We start from the raw sequence: 13,959 nt of genomic DNA on the forward strand, positions 1-13,959 counted from the left end.
AGTAAAAGAGCTTATAGAATTTTACATTCCTATGAATGTATAAATAATTTCAGTATTTGTTACTATCCTACAGAGATAAATCAATGAACAGAAGAGTCAGGCGCCTAATTCCCACGCTACAAACCGCGGACATAGAAAAATTTAGTCATGATGGGCGAGGTATTGCCCGTATTAACGGTAAGACAACGTTTATTCAGGGTGCACTTCCCGGAGAAAGAGTATCTTTTCTATATACTCAAATGAAAAGCAGTTTTGATGAAGGAAAAATGGTTTCTGTCATTACCAAATCGCCATCGCGGGTCGAACCACATTGTCCACATTATGATTTATGCGGCGGCTGTTCCCTGCAACATCTTGATGAAAAAACTCAAATTCAGGAAAAACAGACTTTGCTGTTGGAGCTATTACAGCGAATTGGCCATTGTGAGCCTGAATCGATTCTCGAACCTTTAGCAAGTAATCATTGGCATTATAGAAATAAAGCACGCCTGAGTGTCCGTTATGTATTAAAAAAACAAGGAACATTGATTGGGTTTAGAGAAAAAGCCAACCCTCGTTATATTACGGAAATTAGTCAATGTCCGATCTTAAATGCCAAAATTTCTGCACAAATAGTTAATTTACGCGCTCTTATTGATTCTCTTGACGACCCTGCCGTAATTGCACAAATTGAAGTGGCGGCAGGTGATGAAGAGGTAGCGCTTATCTTTCGTAATTTAAAAGTGCTCAGTCAAAATGATGAAAACAAGTTACGTGATTTTGGCAGAGTAAGTCATTTTCGTCTTTTTTTACAACCCGGTAGCGCTGATAGTGTACAACTTTTTTATCCGGAAAATGCTAGTGAATTTTTGACCTATACTTTACCTGACGAAAACATTGAATTTCAGTTTCATCCTACCGATTTTACTCAGGTTAATGCGGGTCTAAACCGCTTAATGGTCAAGCGTGCTCTTGAGTTAATGGCTTTAAAAAAAGATGATATCGTCCTGGATTTATTTTGTGGGTTAGGTAATTTTTCTCTTCCACTTTCCCTATATTGTACCCGAGTAGTCGGCGTAGAAGGGAGTGAAGCAATGGTAGGGCGAGCAACAATGAACGCCAAAACAAATGGATTGAGCAATCTAACGTTTTTATGCGCCAATTTGGATCAACCTGACTCTTTGTCTATGTTATCAGGTGAAAACTTTACTAAACTCTTAATTGACCCGCCAAGATCGGGCGCGTTGGAAATTGTGAAGCAAATTGATAAACTTAATCTTGAACGTCTCGTTTATGTATCTTGTAACCCGGTAACGCTGGCAAGAGATGCCGATATTTTAGTCAATCAGAAAGGATATCATTTACGTGCCGCTGGTGTTATGGATATGTTTCCACATACTGCTCACGTTGAATCTATCGCTCTGTTTGAAAGAGGGTAAGCACTAATGGTTAAAGTCAAAGAAGACAGTGTCTGGTTAACCGATGGAAGTATTGATGTGGAGCAATGGTTACATCAATTAGGTTCTAAAGGATATTTTCAGGATTTGGATCTTATTCGTAATGCCTGTACCTTAAGTCAACTTGTGGATCAGGAGCACGCGACAGAGACAGGCGTATCCTGTTTTCAACAAGGTCTGGCTATGGCCGACCTGTTAGCTGATCTTGAAGTCGATCAGGAAACCTTAACGGCCGCTATTATTTTTGAAAATGTTCATTACGCTGAATTATCTCTGGACGATGTGGAAGAGCAATTAGGACCCTCTATTGCAAAATTGGTAAAAGGCGTTGAAAAAATGAGTGCGCTTCATAACCTGCAGGCGCTCAACAAATATCCACAAAACAAGCATCAAATTGACAATGTGCGCAAAATGCTGCTTGCTATGGTTGATGATGCACGGGTCGCGCTTATTAAATTAGCAGAGCGTCTTTGTGTTTTACGAACCGCATCGCAACTTCCGGAAGCGTTACAAATACAGATTGCGACAGAGGCAATGGAGATTTATGCGCCTTTAGCCAACCGTTTGGGAATAGGGGCGATAAAATGGGAAATGGAAGATCTCGCCTTTCGCTATCTGCACCCCGATGACTATAAATCAATTGCCAAAGGATTAAAGACAAAACGCCTCGAAAGGGATCGTTATGTTGATTTTATTGTTAACGAACTCAACAAACAAATCAGTGCAACTGGCGCGCATCATTTTGCTGTGTATGGACGAGCAAAACATATCCATAGTATTTACCGTAAGATGCAACGAAAAAATGTCTCTCTGGATGAAATCTATGATGCCACGGCTGTTCGCGTATTAGTAGAAACAAAGGAGCAATGTTATCAGGTATTAAGTATGGTACATTCCTTATGGAAGCAGGTACCTGCTGAATTTGATGACTATATCATTAACCCCAAAGCAAATGGTTATCAATCGCTTCATACGGCGGTAGAAGGGCCAGAAGGTCGTGTTTTTGAAGTGCAAATACGTACTTTTCAAATGCATGATTTAGCTGAAATGGGCGTTGCCGCTCACTGGAAATATAAAGAAGGGGCCGCTCAACAAAAAGATAGTCACGAGCGTAAAATTGAATGGTTACGGGACGTTCTTGCCTGGCATAAAGAAATGGCAACGACCAGCGGTATTTCTGAAGCGATTGAAACAGAATTTCTTGAGGATAGGGTCTATGTTTTTACACCTGATGGCGATGTCCTTGATTTACCCCAGGGAGTGACCCCTTTGGATTTTGCCTATCATATCCACAGCCAGATTGGTCATCGTTGCCGTGGTGCCAAGGTGAATGGTTCCATTGTCCCCTTAACCTATGCGTTAAAAACGGGGGATCGGGTTGAAGTATTAACCGGCAAAGATCCTCGTCCCTCAAGAGACTGGATTAATCCGCATCTTAATTATCTCAAAACATCTCGGGCCAAAGCCAAAGTGTTGCACTGGTTTAAGATGCAAGACTACGATAAAAATAAAGCGGAAGGTCATGAAATACTTGATAAAGAATTAAAAACACTCGGCATTAAAATGGAACGTGTACACGATGTTGTCTCGTCCTTTAATTTTAAACGGCTGGATGATTTACTGGCAGCCCTGGGTCGTGGTGATATTAAACTGGGACAGATCCTTAATCGCCTGTCTCCTTCCGAGGTAACAGAACCCACGTTGCAGAATATTGTTAAACCGCTCGCGAAACCAGAGGTAAGCGGGAGTGATCTTCGTATAGAAGGAGTAGGTAATCTACTCACTCATATAGCGCGTTGTTGCCAACCGGTGCCAGGTGATGCAGTAGTAGGATATATTACAGTAGGACGTGGTGTTTCTGTACATCGACAGGACTGTCCCAATATCATTCATGCGGGAGAAAAACAGAAACAACGTTTTTTGCAAGTGACATGGGGTAGCTCTACCAGAGAACATTATGTTGTCGATATTTTAATAAAGGCATTTGATCGCTCAGGGTTATTAAAAGACGTGACTTCTTTGTTAGCTAACGAAAAAGCTCATGTTTATGCGCTGCAAACTCAAAGTAACAAGCAGGAAAATACGGCTTTTATTAAATTAACTGTTGAAATCGATGGTTTGAACAGTCTTTCTCGATTATTAACCAAATTAGAACAGATCCCTAATGTATTAGAAGCAAGGAGACAAGTCTAACCTTATAAAAAGACACTGACGACTTAAATTATGCCCAAGTGAAGCTTTAATGCATCATTTATTTTTATCATCATCTCATTCCTAACTACTCCTACTGGAGTGGGTGTAGAAAGCCTTAACCTGGATATAGTTCTAATTTGATGACACTGTGCTTTGGAGTCTTTAGGGAGACCTGTTTTTCTACCTTCCAATAATACTTCGAAAGGGTATACTTTTTTAATGTTTGAAGTAATGGGAATTATCGTGACTGTCGTGGCTACATTATTGTTAGCATTATTGCTAATAATTAAAACGGGGCGTTTTTTTTGAGTTTCCCCTCCAATGCCAGGATCTAAATTGGCAAAATATATTTCACCACGCTTCATTTTCTTCAATTCCATCTAAATTTGTATTTTCAAAGTCAGATTCAATTTCCTGATTTGCTTCTTTATAACAGGCTTCCAATTCCCTTTGTTGGAGTAAATATAATGCCTGTTTAATTACTTCGGATCGATTTTTAATTTGATGCTCTACCAGGTAATGTTCAATAAATTCACATTGTTGTTTTGGCAATGAAATAGATAACTTTTGGGATTGCATGGTTTCTCCAAAATAATACCACTAATTATACTACCAATAGTAGTATTTAAATTAGGATAATACAAGTGTCTAAAGGTCAAAGCCGTGACGTGATAAGAATACACAAAAGTTGATCAAATATTATACTATAATTAATCAACTTTTTAATTTATCTAAAAGAAGGAAACATCATGAATGTTACGGAAAAAATCATTCATTCTCATCTTCTTGAAGGCCAGATGAAACCAGGTACCGAAATTGCCTTGAAAATGGATCAAACACTTTGTCAGGATGCTACGGGTACTCTGGTCATGTTGGAGTTGGAAGCCATGGGGCTTGAGCGCACCAAAGCAGACATTTCGGTTCAGTATGTCGATCATAATTTAATTCAGGAAGATAATAAAAATCCTGACGATCATCTTTTCCTTGAAAGTGCGGCCAAGCGTTTCGGTATTTATTATAGCCGCCCTGGGAATGGAATTAGCCATGCTGTTCATATGCAAAATTTTGGCAAACCCGGTAAAACCTTGACAGGATCAGATAGTCATACCTGTGCAGCAGGATCAATGGCCATGCTTGCAATTGGTTCAGGAGGTTTAGAGGTAGCCATGGCAATAGCGGGTTACCCTCTTTATATAAAAATGCCTAAAGTGTTAGGTGTTAAATTAACTGGCAAATTACCTGAATGGGTAAGCGCTAAAGATATTATTCTGGAAATGTTACGTCGTTATGATGTCAAAGGTGGTGTAGGTTATGTTATTGAATATTATGGCGAAGGACTTAACCATCTAACAGCAATGGATCGCCATGTTATTGCGAACATGGGTGCAGAATTGGGAGCAACGACGACGGTATTTCCTTCTGATGAAATAACACGCGCATTCTTGCGTACCCAAGGACGAGAGGCAGACTGGGTAGAGCTTGTGGCGGATAAGGGGGCGACTTATGATAAAAACGATGAAATTAATTTATCAACATTAGAACCGCTGATTGCAAAACCAACCAGTCCGGGCAATGTAGTTCCCGTTCGAGAAATTGCCGGAGAAGAAATATATCAAGCCTACATAGGTTCTTCTGCTAACCCAGGCTATCGTGATTTTGCTATTGCCGCTGAAATTGTAAAAGGTCGAACAATTCAACCCAATATTTCTTTCGATATTAATCCAAGCTCACGGACTATTCTGGAAGAGCTTGTTCGTGATGGTTTATTAGGAAGCCTTATTCATGCCGGCGCACGTATTCATCAAGCAGGATGTAATGGCTGTATTGGTATGGGACAAGCGCCTGCAACCGATAAAAACAGTTTACGTACCGTACCCCGCAATTTCCCGGGACGCTCTGGCACTATGGAAGATAAAGTATTTTTATGCAGCCCTGAAACAGCCGCTGCTTCGGCTCTCACAGGAGTAATTACTGATCCCAGGGCATTGGAAATCCCTTATCCCAAAGTAAAAGAACCTAAAAATCCAATAATTAATAAAGCGTGCATTGAACCGCCCTTGCCCTTAAAGGACGCAAAAAAAATTTCGCTGATAAAAGGCCCTAATATTGTTTCATTGCCCGAATTAGATCCTTTACCTGAATCATTAAAATTACCGGTATTGCTTATTGTAGGCAATAATATTTCAACGGATGAAATTTCCCCTGCTGGTGCCAAGGTACTTCCTTATCGTAGTAATATCCCCAAAATTAGTGAATTTACCTATACACATGTTGATTCAGATTATGTAAGAAGAACAAAAGAACGAAAAGAAGGTCATGTGATTATCGGTGGTGAAAACTATGGTCAGGGTTCCAGTCGGGAACATGCTGCTCTGGCTCCGCGTTATTTAGGATTGCGTCTGGTAATTGCTATAAGTTTCGCTCGTATCCACTGGCAAAATTTGATTAATTTTGGCATCTTACCCTTGGTTTTTAAAAACCCGACTGATTACGAATTTATTCATTTAAATGATCGGGTTGAAGTGACTAATCTCCCCTTTATTTTGCAAAAAGAAGAATTTAATATAAAAATCAACGGCCAAGAGGTTAAAGTAACGCAAACTCTTTCCGAACGACAAAAGGAAATACTGGCTAAAGGCGGATTGATCAATTGGATTAAGGAGGATTTAAACTAACTTGATGACTTATTGTTAACCAATCAACTTTATGTGCCGTTTAATTTTATTGAGTGCAATAGTGTTAAAATAAAGACATAATCGGCCTGATATAATTTCTTGACCGTTATCTTAAAAATGTTAACATACCTTCTGTTTTGACCGAATCTTAAATATAAATAAGGAAGTTTATGATAAATAACGAATTTAATATTAAGCTATTTAGCCTGATAATGACTCGAACTTTTCATGAGTATGATAAACAAACCGAAACAATTAGTAAGAATATATTTATAAATGAGTTTGGTGAAACTGCTAAATCCATTTCGGAAGAAGAACGATTGCAACAACATCTTATTTCTTTATCCCCATTAAATTTAGAGAAACCAAAAGAACAATTAAAAGTAGTCCTGGAAAAATATATTTGCGTCCAGGCATGTTTTTCAAAATTAAATGAAGAAGCAAAGCCCTTTTCGGACTTAATATTGGCCGTTTTTACTCATACCGGTAATACTTCACTCTATTTGGACTCCCCAGAGGTACTTGAAGAATTCATAAATTATTTTAATAAAGTAAATAATAAACGAAAACTTTTTAACAGTCTCGGATCTATTATTTGCTGGTATGATATACCAGACTGTACTCTGCTTTTTATGAAACATGAAAAGTATAGTAATGATTTGTGGTATGTATTAAGTAATCTTTGTCAAATTGAATATAAGTGGCTTGTAAATCCTGATACTGTTCGATTGTTTGATAAAGCACCCGATAAAGCGCGATCTATTTTTGATCTATTACTATATACCCGTAATCTATTCATTACGATGTATGGTGAGGAGACGAAGGGTGGTCCCCAGATTAAGTCCCCTGAAAGTGATGAGATGCAACAAAAACTCAGGCCAATAATTAAGAAACTCTACAATTCAATAGAAAACGCGGATAAAATAGTCACGGAATGTACTAACAATGATAATGGTAAAAAATGGTTGATTAGTAAAGAGGAATTTTTTGCTATCGTTGAAAAGTACGCCCCTGAAAATACTCGCGATCTCTCCAAGCTTGGGATCTTCAAAGTTACTCCAAAAGTCAACGATCAACCTTTAAGCCTGGTTGATTATGCGATGTAAACCTGTTACAAATTGCTACGGATGTCCCCTGTCCGTAGCAACACCTTCTCTCTTATATTACGCTCACAATATTAATTTCGGGCTCCTTATAATTACTCCCTGACTGTCTATATTTAAAAAACGCCCTTTACAAAGTTAAAAATGGTTTATAATAATACATACAATTTATTATTCAGGATGAAATAATGAATTATTGTTTTTATTTTAAAGAAAACCCTTTTTTATTGTCTTCACTATTAATCAGGGGACTGGCTTTTCCTCCTCTGATAAACAGCACTGGATTAAAATCACTGACACCAGCTCATTCTAATTACGCAACTCACTATATTGGCGTCAGATGGTAATTAATTTCTAATGAGATAAATAACATGGAAGATTTTTATCTCATTATTAACCCCGGCAAAAACTAAAAAAAGGACTTTTTTATGACTAAAGGAAAATTGGAAGTTAACCTCAATGAGAATGAAGTTAATCTCAATGAGAATAAAGTGACTCAAATTCATGCCGTTGAGGGAAGCTATAATATGGTTGCAATCAGGCAAGACAGCTCCCGGCAATTTAATGTAATGGGTTACTCTCTTTCTGGAAAATTAATTAAAAAATTTGGTAAAGGGTCCCGTTATTACGTAAAAGAAGAGGAATATTGCGAAAAACCTGCTTTAGACGATGAAAGACTAAAGATTATGCCTAATGGGTTTTATTTTTACAACTCATTCAATAATTCTTTCCTAACCAGTATTTATTATAATGGAAGCCAGGAGTTATCTGAACGGCTGGCTCCTGATTTATGTACCACCCTCAATGAAAGAAGCTCTCGTATTGAACTTATCTGTGCATCAGAAGATAGAAAGGCACTCTATAGTTATTCTTTCGATCGATATACTAATCATCGATCTTTCATTGACCATGGTACGGAAAATTGTGAGGAAAGCATTAATTTACGTGATGGCGAGGTCATTTTTCAAGTGAAGAAAAACGCTAAAGATATAGAAATTAATTCTCTCGCAAGTTTACATCCTAAACACAAATCAACTAAAGTGATAGTCGCTTTTAATAATGGCACCATTGTATCTGGTGAAACAGGGGGAAAGGTTGTCTGGAAAGAAATACCTTCACTTAGTGAACTGGAATTATCTGATGCTCAATTGTATGACTCTGAATCCAATTTATTAACTGTCTATAGTAAGAATAAAGGAGTATTGGCGATCTATGATCCTGAAAATAAAAATTTAGCGACCTATTCTTGCCCACAATTGAGTAATACCCATTTATCAGGGAATTATTTTACTGGCTTGTTTCAAGATCCTGCTGATGAAAATAAAAATAAAGTGTTTATCTTTTCTTTAAAATCAGGAAAATACAGGATAAAAGAGTTACCTGTAGAGGAAACAACTGATTTATTGGTTCTCAATGACGAAACAATCTGTCTTGTTGCTGATAATGAGGTTTATTTTGTCAAAAATTTTCTAAAAAACATCTCCTCATCGCCGAGTTTTTTTAATATCCCGAGCAGCCCATCGTCTTCAGCCGATCCTGCTTTTCTACCGGCATCAACATTAAAAGGGAGTTAATTATTCAAAAATAACGCCGAGAACAACATCTCTTTGTTCACTTAAAAGAATATTGTAGGTGCGACAGGCGGCCCCAATCGACATGCTTTCCAAACCAACACGGTGTTTTGCAAGCGTTTGAAAGATAAACGGCGAAGCAAACCCACTGTGTTGGCTATGGCCGATAATAATAATTCTGGGTTGATGGCGAAGTAAAGGCTCCAGAAGTTCTTCCGTCAGTTGATCAATACTTGTTATGGGCCAATTGGATATTATTTCCTGACGATTGATGATTACACTTTTCTTATAGTTTATGGAGTCAATGGTAATTTCCTTGTCGCTATAAGCCTGGATGCTATGGGGGTCCGGGGTTTCCAGATTGATATGCATGGTGTTTGAGAGAGCAATAATTTATACTAGCGCCAGTATATCATAGAGGTTCAAAACATGAGTCAATTTTCACGTATTAAACGCTTACCTCCTTATGTGTTTAACACGCTTACCCAGCTTAAATCGGAAGCGCGAGCACGTGGAGAAGATATCATTGATTTTGGTATGGGAAATCCTGATCAGCCAACACCGCCTCATATTGTTAATAAATTAATTGAAACGGTACAACGTCCTGACACCCATCGTTATTCGATGTCAAAAGGAATCCCTCGCTTACGCCGGGCAATGGCTGGCTGGTATCAAAAGCATTATGGTGTTAATTTAAATAGCGAAACACAAGTATTAACAACGATTGGTTCAAAAGAAGGGCTGGCTCATCTTGCTTTAGCAATCAGTGGACCCGGAGATACCATCCTTGTTCCCGATCCCGCTTATCCTATTCATACGTATGGTTTCATTATTGCAGGGGCTAATGTAAAACAGATTCCTCTGATTGATGAAAATCAGTTTCTGGATGCCGTAGAAGTTGCTATTGAGCAAACCTGGCCTCGTCCAAAAGCACTGGTAATCAGTTTTCCAGCCAATCCCAGTACTCATTGTGTCGATTATGAGTTTTTTGAACGGGTTGTTAGCCTGGCGAAGCGCCACGAAATCTGGATTATTCATGATATAGCTTATGCAGATATTGTTTTTGATGGTTATAAAGCGCCATCTATTCTGCAGGTACCAGGAGCACTGGACGTTGCCATTGAAACGTATTCGCTCTCCAAATCTTATAATATGCCGGGCTGGCGTGTGGGTTTTGCTTGCGGTAATGAAGAATTGATAGCGGCATTAACTCGTCTTAAGTCTTACATGGACTATGGAACCTTTACTCCAATTCAGGTAGCCGCCATTGCGGCGCTGGAAGGTACTGATGATTGTGTACAGGAAATCAGAACCCTGTATGAGCAACGACGTAATGTATTATGCGATGGGTTAAATGAACTCGGCTGGGTAGTAGAGCGTCCCAGGGCTACAATGTTTGTCTGGGCACCGATTCCTTCTCCTTATCGTCACATGGGTTCACTTGAGTTTTCCAAATACTTGCTTCAAGAAGCCTTTGTTGCCGTTTCTCCAGGTATTGGCTTTGGCCAACAAGGTGATAATTTTGTACGCTTTGGTTTAATAGAAAACAATCAACGCACACGCCAGGCTTTACGTAACATAAAGGCATTGTTTAAACGAGACGGATATTTGCAGGCTGTTTGATATGGATATCGTAGTGAATGGCACAAAGGATATTGTTCCACGGAATAGTAAGCCTTCGCAGAATCAAGATAATTACTTTCTTAATTTGTTACATGCTTTGGATTATGATCCATTTCATCCGCCGTTAGCCGATTTATTACGAGCTTACCATGAACTGGACGGCCAATGGGTTATTGCATCGCCTGTGCATTGGGAAGCCACGCATAATGACGCCATGATAACGGCGGAGAGCCAGGAGCTTGAACTAACCGACAAAGAGTCTCGCTTGTGGTTTACTGAGATAGCTCAATTTCTTAAAGATGACAATTTTAAACCGGTTTATCATGATGCGCAGACATGGTTATTCAATGTCGATAACAAGCCTGTCATCAGGAGTCGATCTCCTCGCTCTTTGTTACATCAATCCTTGATGCCCGTTCTTGCCAATCTGGATAATACCTTGTTTTGGCAACGTCTTATTACTGAATTACAAATGTATCTCAGCGCCCATCCCCTTAATCAGCAGCGTAAAACGGCTTTTTCCATTAATGGCTTATGGTTTTGGGGGGAAGGGGATTTTATTTTAGACCATAAAAAACCTATAGAAACGGATGATAAAACACTGCTTGCTTTATTAAATAAACCATTTGGCAAATTGACGACCGATATAAATTTTAAAAAAAATCATTTGTTATTCATCCATGATCCTGCTCCAATTAATTTTTCAAAACTTGAACAAAAAACCCGGAAACACACCGTTCATTGGTACTGGAATAATTTAGCTTATACGAATCCTGCCAGTCATTGGTGGTCGAGATTAGGGAGATAAAAAATAATGCGCATCAAGCAACGAGCTCTGCCCGGATCATTGCCATCATTTGTTGCCTGTCCACCCCTTTTACAGCGAATTTATGCGGCCCGAGGTCTTATTCATGACAAGGAGCTGGATAAAAGTTTTCAGGCGCTGTTACCTTTTAATACCCTTTCTAACATTGATAAAGCGTGCGTTAGGCTGGAGCAGGCATTAGCTGAACAACAGCGACTATTAATTATTGGCGATTTTGATGCTGACGGCGCAACTTCAACAACGCTGGCCGTCCTGGCTTTGCGGGCAATGGGTGCAACCCAGGTAGAGTTTTTAGTACCTAACCGTTTTGAGTTTGGATATGGTTTGACACCAGCTATTGTGGAAGTTGCCAAAAAATGGCGGCCTGATTTAATTATTACCGTGGACAATGGTATTGCCAGTATTGAGGGTGTTGAGGCAGCCAATGAAGCCGGAATAGACGTTGTTATTACCGATCATCATTTACCTGCCGATGTTTTACCAAACGCTTGTGCTATAGTAAACCCCAATCAGCCGGGTGATCCTTTTCAAAGTAAGTCCATTGCAGGAGTAGGTGTTATTTTTTATGTCATGCTTGCTTTGAGGCGGCATCTAATTAATAACAACTGGTTTGACTCTCAAAGTTTATCCACGCCTAATATGGCTCAGTTTCTTGATTTGGTTGCCTTGGGAACGGTTGCAGATGTAGTGGGTCTCGATCAGAATAATCGTATTTTAGTCAATCAGGGGCTTGCACGTATACGTCAGGGCCATTGCCGTGCGGGTATCAAAGCATTGATTGAAATTGCGGGTCGTGATTACGCTCGTCTGCGAGAAAGTGATTTGGGTTTTGCTATTGCGCCCCGATTAAATGCGGCAGGTCGTCTGGATGATATGTCGTTGGGTATTGAATGTTTATTATGTGAGGATCCCAATAAAGCACGACAATTTGCAAAGCACTTGGATGAATTAAACCAGGAGCGTCGAGTAATTGAAGCAGAAATGAAAGAGCAGGCGATGATAGCCGTTGAAAATTTAACCAGAAAGATTGATACTACTCATCAATTACCCCTTGCCTTATGTCTGGTCGATGAGAATTGGCACCAAGGAGTGATTGGCATTCTGGCAGGGCGTTTAAAAGAGCGATATCATCGGCCAGTGATTACTTTTTCTAAAGTCAGCGATGCTGAATTAAAAGGCTCGGCCCGCTCTGTTCCTAATTTAAACATAAGAGATATACTGGCTGCCGTAGATAAAGACCATCCAGGTTTAATCAATAAATTTGGTGGCCACGCGATGGCTGCCGGATTAAGTATATCTCCTCAATCTTTTAATACGTTTCGTCAGGCGTTTATTAGTGAAGTAGCCAAACATCTTGACATCTCTCAATGTGAAGGAGAACTATTAACTGACGGTCCTTTACAGCCGGATGAGTTAACTTTGGAAACAGCAATGTTATTACAGCAGGCAGGTCCCTGGGGACAACAATTTCCTGAACCTTGTTTTAATAATAGTTTCGAAATTCTGGAGCAACGTCTGGTAGGACAACACCATTTAAAATTAACGTTGGCGCATCCGGATGGAGGAGCAGTCATTGATGCGATTGCATTTAACGTTGATCTTAAACAATGGCCTAATCATCGTGCACGAGAAGCTCATATTGCCTATAAATTGGATATTAATAGTTATCAAGGCAAAACACGATTACAGCTTTTAGTAGAGGCTTTACACGCCGGGGTAGTTTGAGTTTTGGCAATAGCCAAGGAATGAGTATATTGATTGAAGTATAGGAATATGTACAAAAACCATGATTTTTTTTCGCGTAAGGAAAAGAAATAGTTGATATTTTGAATGCGCACTTTTTCAAGGTCGTATCCGTATAATTCTCAATAATTATCTATATTTACTTATTTTTGAGGCTTTAATTCGATTCCAGCTTAAGCAAATAAGCTTTAATTTCCAATCCTCCTGCAAATCCGGTTAACTGACCATTAGAACCAATAACTCGATGACAGGGAGCAATAATTGAAACAGGATTTTTGCTATTAGCGGCGCCTACTGCACGTACAGCTTTTGGATGTCCAATCTGTTTTGCTATTTGTCCATAACTTCGTGTTTCGCCAAACGGGATGGTCATTAACGCCTGCCAGACTTTTTTTTGAAATTCGGTACCGGCAAAATCAAGAGGTAGAGAAAACTGTTTAAGCTTTCCTGCAAAATAATTATTCAATTGTTGTTCTGCCTTAAGGAGTATCGGATGATTGTTATTTTCATCGGATGAGCTTAAACGAATAGATTTCAGCGCCTCGTTTCGCCAAAGAAGTGCTACAAGGCTGTGTTCATTGGCTACTAATTTTATTTCACCGACAGGTGATTTCATCATCTTATAACAATAAGTCATTATCGTTCTCCCAGGATTGTCAGTAGACTGAGCAAATTCTCAACCAAGCAAAAGAAATAAAAATCGGGTATAATTACGAGTTTAATTTGTATTATACATCGTGAAATTACAAACAACCTCGCCAATTATAAACTTAATTTCCCCACTTTCCA

The 13,959-nt window shown here is 39.1% G+C and carries 12 protein-coding genes; 8 read left to right on the plus strand and 4 right to left on the minus strand.

Features of this window, described 5'->3' with window-relative positions:
* Nucleotides 1–83 precede the first annotated feature (83 nt).
* Nucleotides 84–1,418: a 23S rRNA (uracil(1939)-C(5))-methyltransferase RlmD gene (rlmD, locus tag T345_RS0102090; protein ID WP_028387887.1), complete on the plus strand. Its 1,335-nt coding sequence runs from the start codon at nt 84–86 to the stop codon at nt 1,416–1,418.
* A 6-nt stretch (nt 1,419–1,424) separates the two neighbouring features.
* Complete coding sequence (relA, locus tag T345_RS0102095; protein ID WP_028387888.1) at nt 1,425–3,629, plus strand: GTP diphosphokinase; 2,205 nt, start codon at nt 1,425–1,427, stop codon at nt 3,627–3,629.
* Between the two features lie 23 nt (nt 3,630–3,652).
* On the opposite strand, the gene T345_RS0102100 is transcribed toward relA, so the two are convergent.
* Together T345_RS0102100 and T345_RS0102105 are read right to left on the minus strand one after the other, a co-directional pair.
* Nucleotides 3,653–3,994 carry a type II toxin-antitoxin system PemK/MazF family toxin gene (locus tag T345_RS0102100; RefSeq protein ID WP_028387889.1) on the minus strand — a complete coding sequence of 114 codons (342 nt, stop codon included), beginning with the start codon at nt 3,992–3,994 and terminating at the stop codon, nt 3,653–3,655.
* A complete protein-coding gene (locus T345_RS0102105) occupies nt 3,981–4,208 on the minus strand; it encodes a ribbon-helix-helix domain-containing protein (RefSeq protein ID WP_028387890.1) in 228 nt (75 codons plus the stop codon). Before T345_RS0102105 ends, T345_RS0102100 begins: the two co-directional genes overlap by 14 nt.
* Nucleotides 4,209–4,378: 170 nt before the next feature.
* On the opposite strand from T345_RS0102105, the gene T345_RS0102110 reads away from it, so the two are divergent.
* The 3 genes from T345_RS0102110 (at nt 4,379) to T345_RS0102125 (ending at nt 8,981) form a co-directional block, all read left to right on the plus strand.
* Nucleotides 4,379–6,304, plus strand: a complete 1,926-nt coding sequence (locus T345_RS0102110; protein ID WP_028387891.1) for an aconitate hydratase — start codon at nt 4,379–4,381, stop codon at nt 6,302–6,304.
* A gap of 170 nt (nt 6,305–6,474) precedes the next feature.
* The gene (locus tag T345_RS0102115; RefSeq protein ID WP_028387892.1) at nt 6,475–7,410 is read left to right on the plus strand and encodes a hypothetical protein; all 936 of its coding nucleotides are present in this window, start codon (nt 6,475–6,477) and stop codon (nt 7,408–7,410) included.
* Between the two features lie 425 nt (nt 7,411–7,835).
* The gene (locus T345_RS0102125) at nt 7,836–8,981 is read left to right on the plus strand and encodes a hypothetical protein (RefSeq protein WP_028387893.1); all 1,146 of its coding nucleotides are present in this window, start codon (nt 7,836–7,838) and stop codon (nt 8,979–8,981) included.
* Here the strand turns inward: T345_RS0102125 and T345_RS0102130 are convergent, their stop codons facing one another.
* On the minus strand, nt 8,982–9,350 hold the full coding sequence (locus tag T345_RS0102130) for an Mth938-like domain-containing protein (RefSeq protein ID WP_028387894.1): 369 nt from the start codon (nt 9,348–9,350) through the stop codon (nt 8,982–8,984).
* Between the two features lie 57 nt (nt 9,351–9,407).
* Between T345_RS0102130 and alaC the strand changes: the two genes are divergently transcribed.
* The 3 genes from alaC to recJ are packed head-to-tail and all read left to right on the plus strand — an operon-like array spanning nt 9,408 to nt 13,152.
* Nucleotides 9,408–10,601 carry an alanine transaminase gene (gene alaC / locus T345_RS0102135; protein ID WP_028387895.1) on the plus strand — a complete coding sequence of 398 codons (1,194 nt, stop codon included), beginning with the start codon at nt 9,408–9,410 and terminating at the stop codon, nt 10,599–10,601.
* Between the two features lies 1 nt (nt 10,602).
* Complete coding sequence (locus tag T345_RS0102140) at nt 10,603–11,409, plus strand: hypothetical protein (protein ID WP_028387896.1); 807 nt, start codon at nt 10,603–10,605, stop codon at nt 11,407–11,409.
* 6 nt (nt 11,410–11,415) lie between these two features.
* A complete protein-coding gene (gene recJ, locus T345_RS0102145) occupies nt 11,416–13,152 on the plus strand; it encodes a single-stranded-DNA-specific exonuclease RecJ (protein ID WP_028387897.1) in 1,737 nt (578 codons plus the stop codon).
* Nucleotides 13,153–13,327: 175 nt separating this feature from the next.
* Here recJ and T345_RS0102150 read toward each other — a convergent pair whose 3' ends face one another.
* A complete protein-coding gene (locus T345_RS0102150) occupies nt 13,328–13,807 on the minus strand; it encodes a methylated-DNA--[protein]-cysteine S-methyltransferase (RefSeq protein ID WP_028387898.1) in 480 nt (159 codons plus the stop codon).
* Nucleotides 13,808–13,959 lie beyond the last annotated feature (152 nt).

Source organism: Legionella fairfieldensis ATCC 49588 (genome assembly GCF_000621525.1).
In the GTDB taxonomy this organism is placed as follows: Bacteria; Pseudomonadota; Gammaproteobacteria; order Legionellales; family Legionellaceae; genus Tatlockia; species Tatlockia fairfieldensis.

Bases quoted from the DNA above. Each gene is read 5' to 3' on its own strand.
- T345_RS0102130 (WP_028387894.1), bottom strand. From the start codon at position 9,350: ATGCATATCAATCTGGAAACCCCGGACCCCCATAGCATCCAGGCTTAT.
- T345_RS0102140 (WP_028387896.1), top strand. From the start codon at position 10,603: ATGGATATCGTAGTGAATGGCACAAAGGATATTGTTCCACGGAATAGT.
- alaC (WP_028387895.1), top strand. From the start codon at position 9,408: ATGAGTCAATTTTCACGTATTAAACGCTTACCTCCTTATGTGTTTAAC.
- T345_RS0102105 (WP_028387890.1), bottom strand. From the start codon at position 4,208: ATGCAATCCCAAAAGTTATCTATTTCATTGCCAAAACAACAATGTGAA.
- T345_RS0102150 (WP_028387898.1), bottom strand. From the start codon at position 13,807: ATGACTTATTGTTATAAGATGATGAAATCACCTGTCGGTGAAATAAAA.
- T345_RS0102125 (WP_028387893.1), top strand. From the start codon at position 7,836: ATGACTAAAGGAAAATTGGAAGTTAACCTCAATGAGAATGAAGTTAAT.
- T345_RS0102115 (WP_028387892.1), top strand. From the start codon at position 6,475: ATGATAAATAACGAATTTAATATTAAGCTATTTAGCCTGATAATGACT.
- recJ (WP_028387897.1), top strand. From the start codon at position 11,416: ATGCGCATCAAGCAACGAGCTCTGCCCGGATCATTGCCATCATTTGTT.
- relA (WP_028387888.1), top strand. From the start codon at position 1,425: ATGGTTAAAGTCAAAGAAGACAGTGTCTGGTTAACCGATGGAAGTATT.
- rlmD (WP_028387887.1), top strand. From the start codon at position 84: ATGAACAGAAGAGTCAGGCGCCTAATTCCCACGCTACAAACCGCGGAC.
- T345_RS0102100 (WP_028387889.1), bottom strand. From the start codon at position 3,994: ATGAAGCGTGGTGAAATATATTTTGCCAATTTAGATCCTGGCATTGGA.
- T345_RS0102110 (WP_028387891.1), top strand. From the start codon at position 4,379: ATGAATGTTACGGAAAAAATCATTCATTCTCATCTTCTTGAAGGCCAG.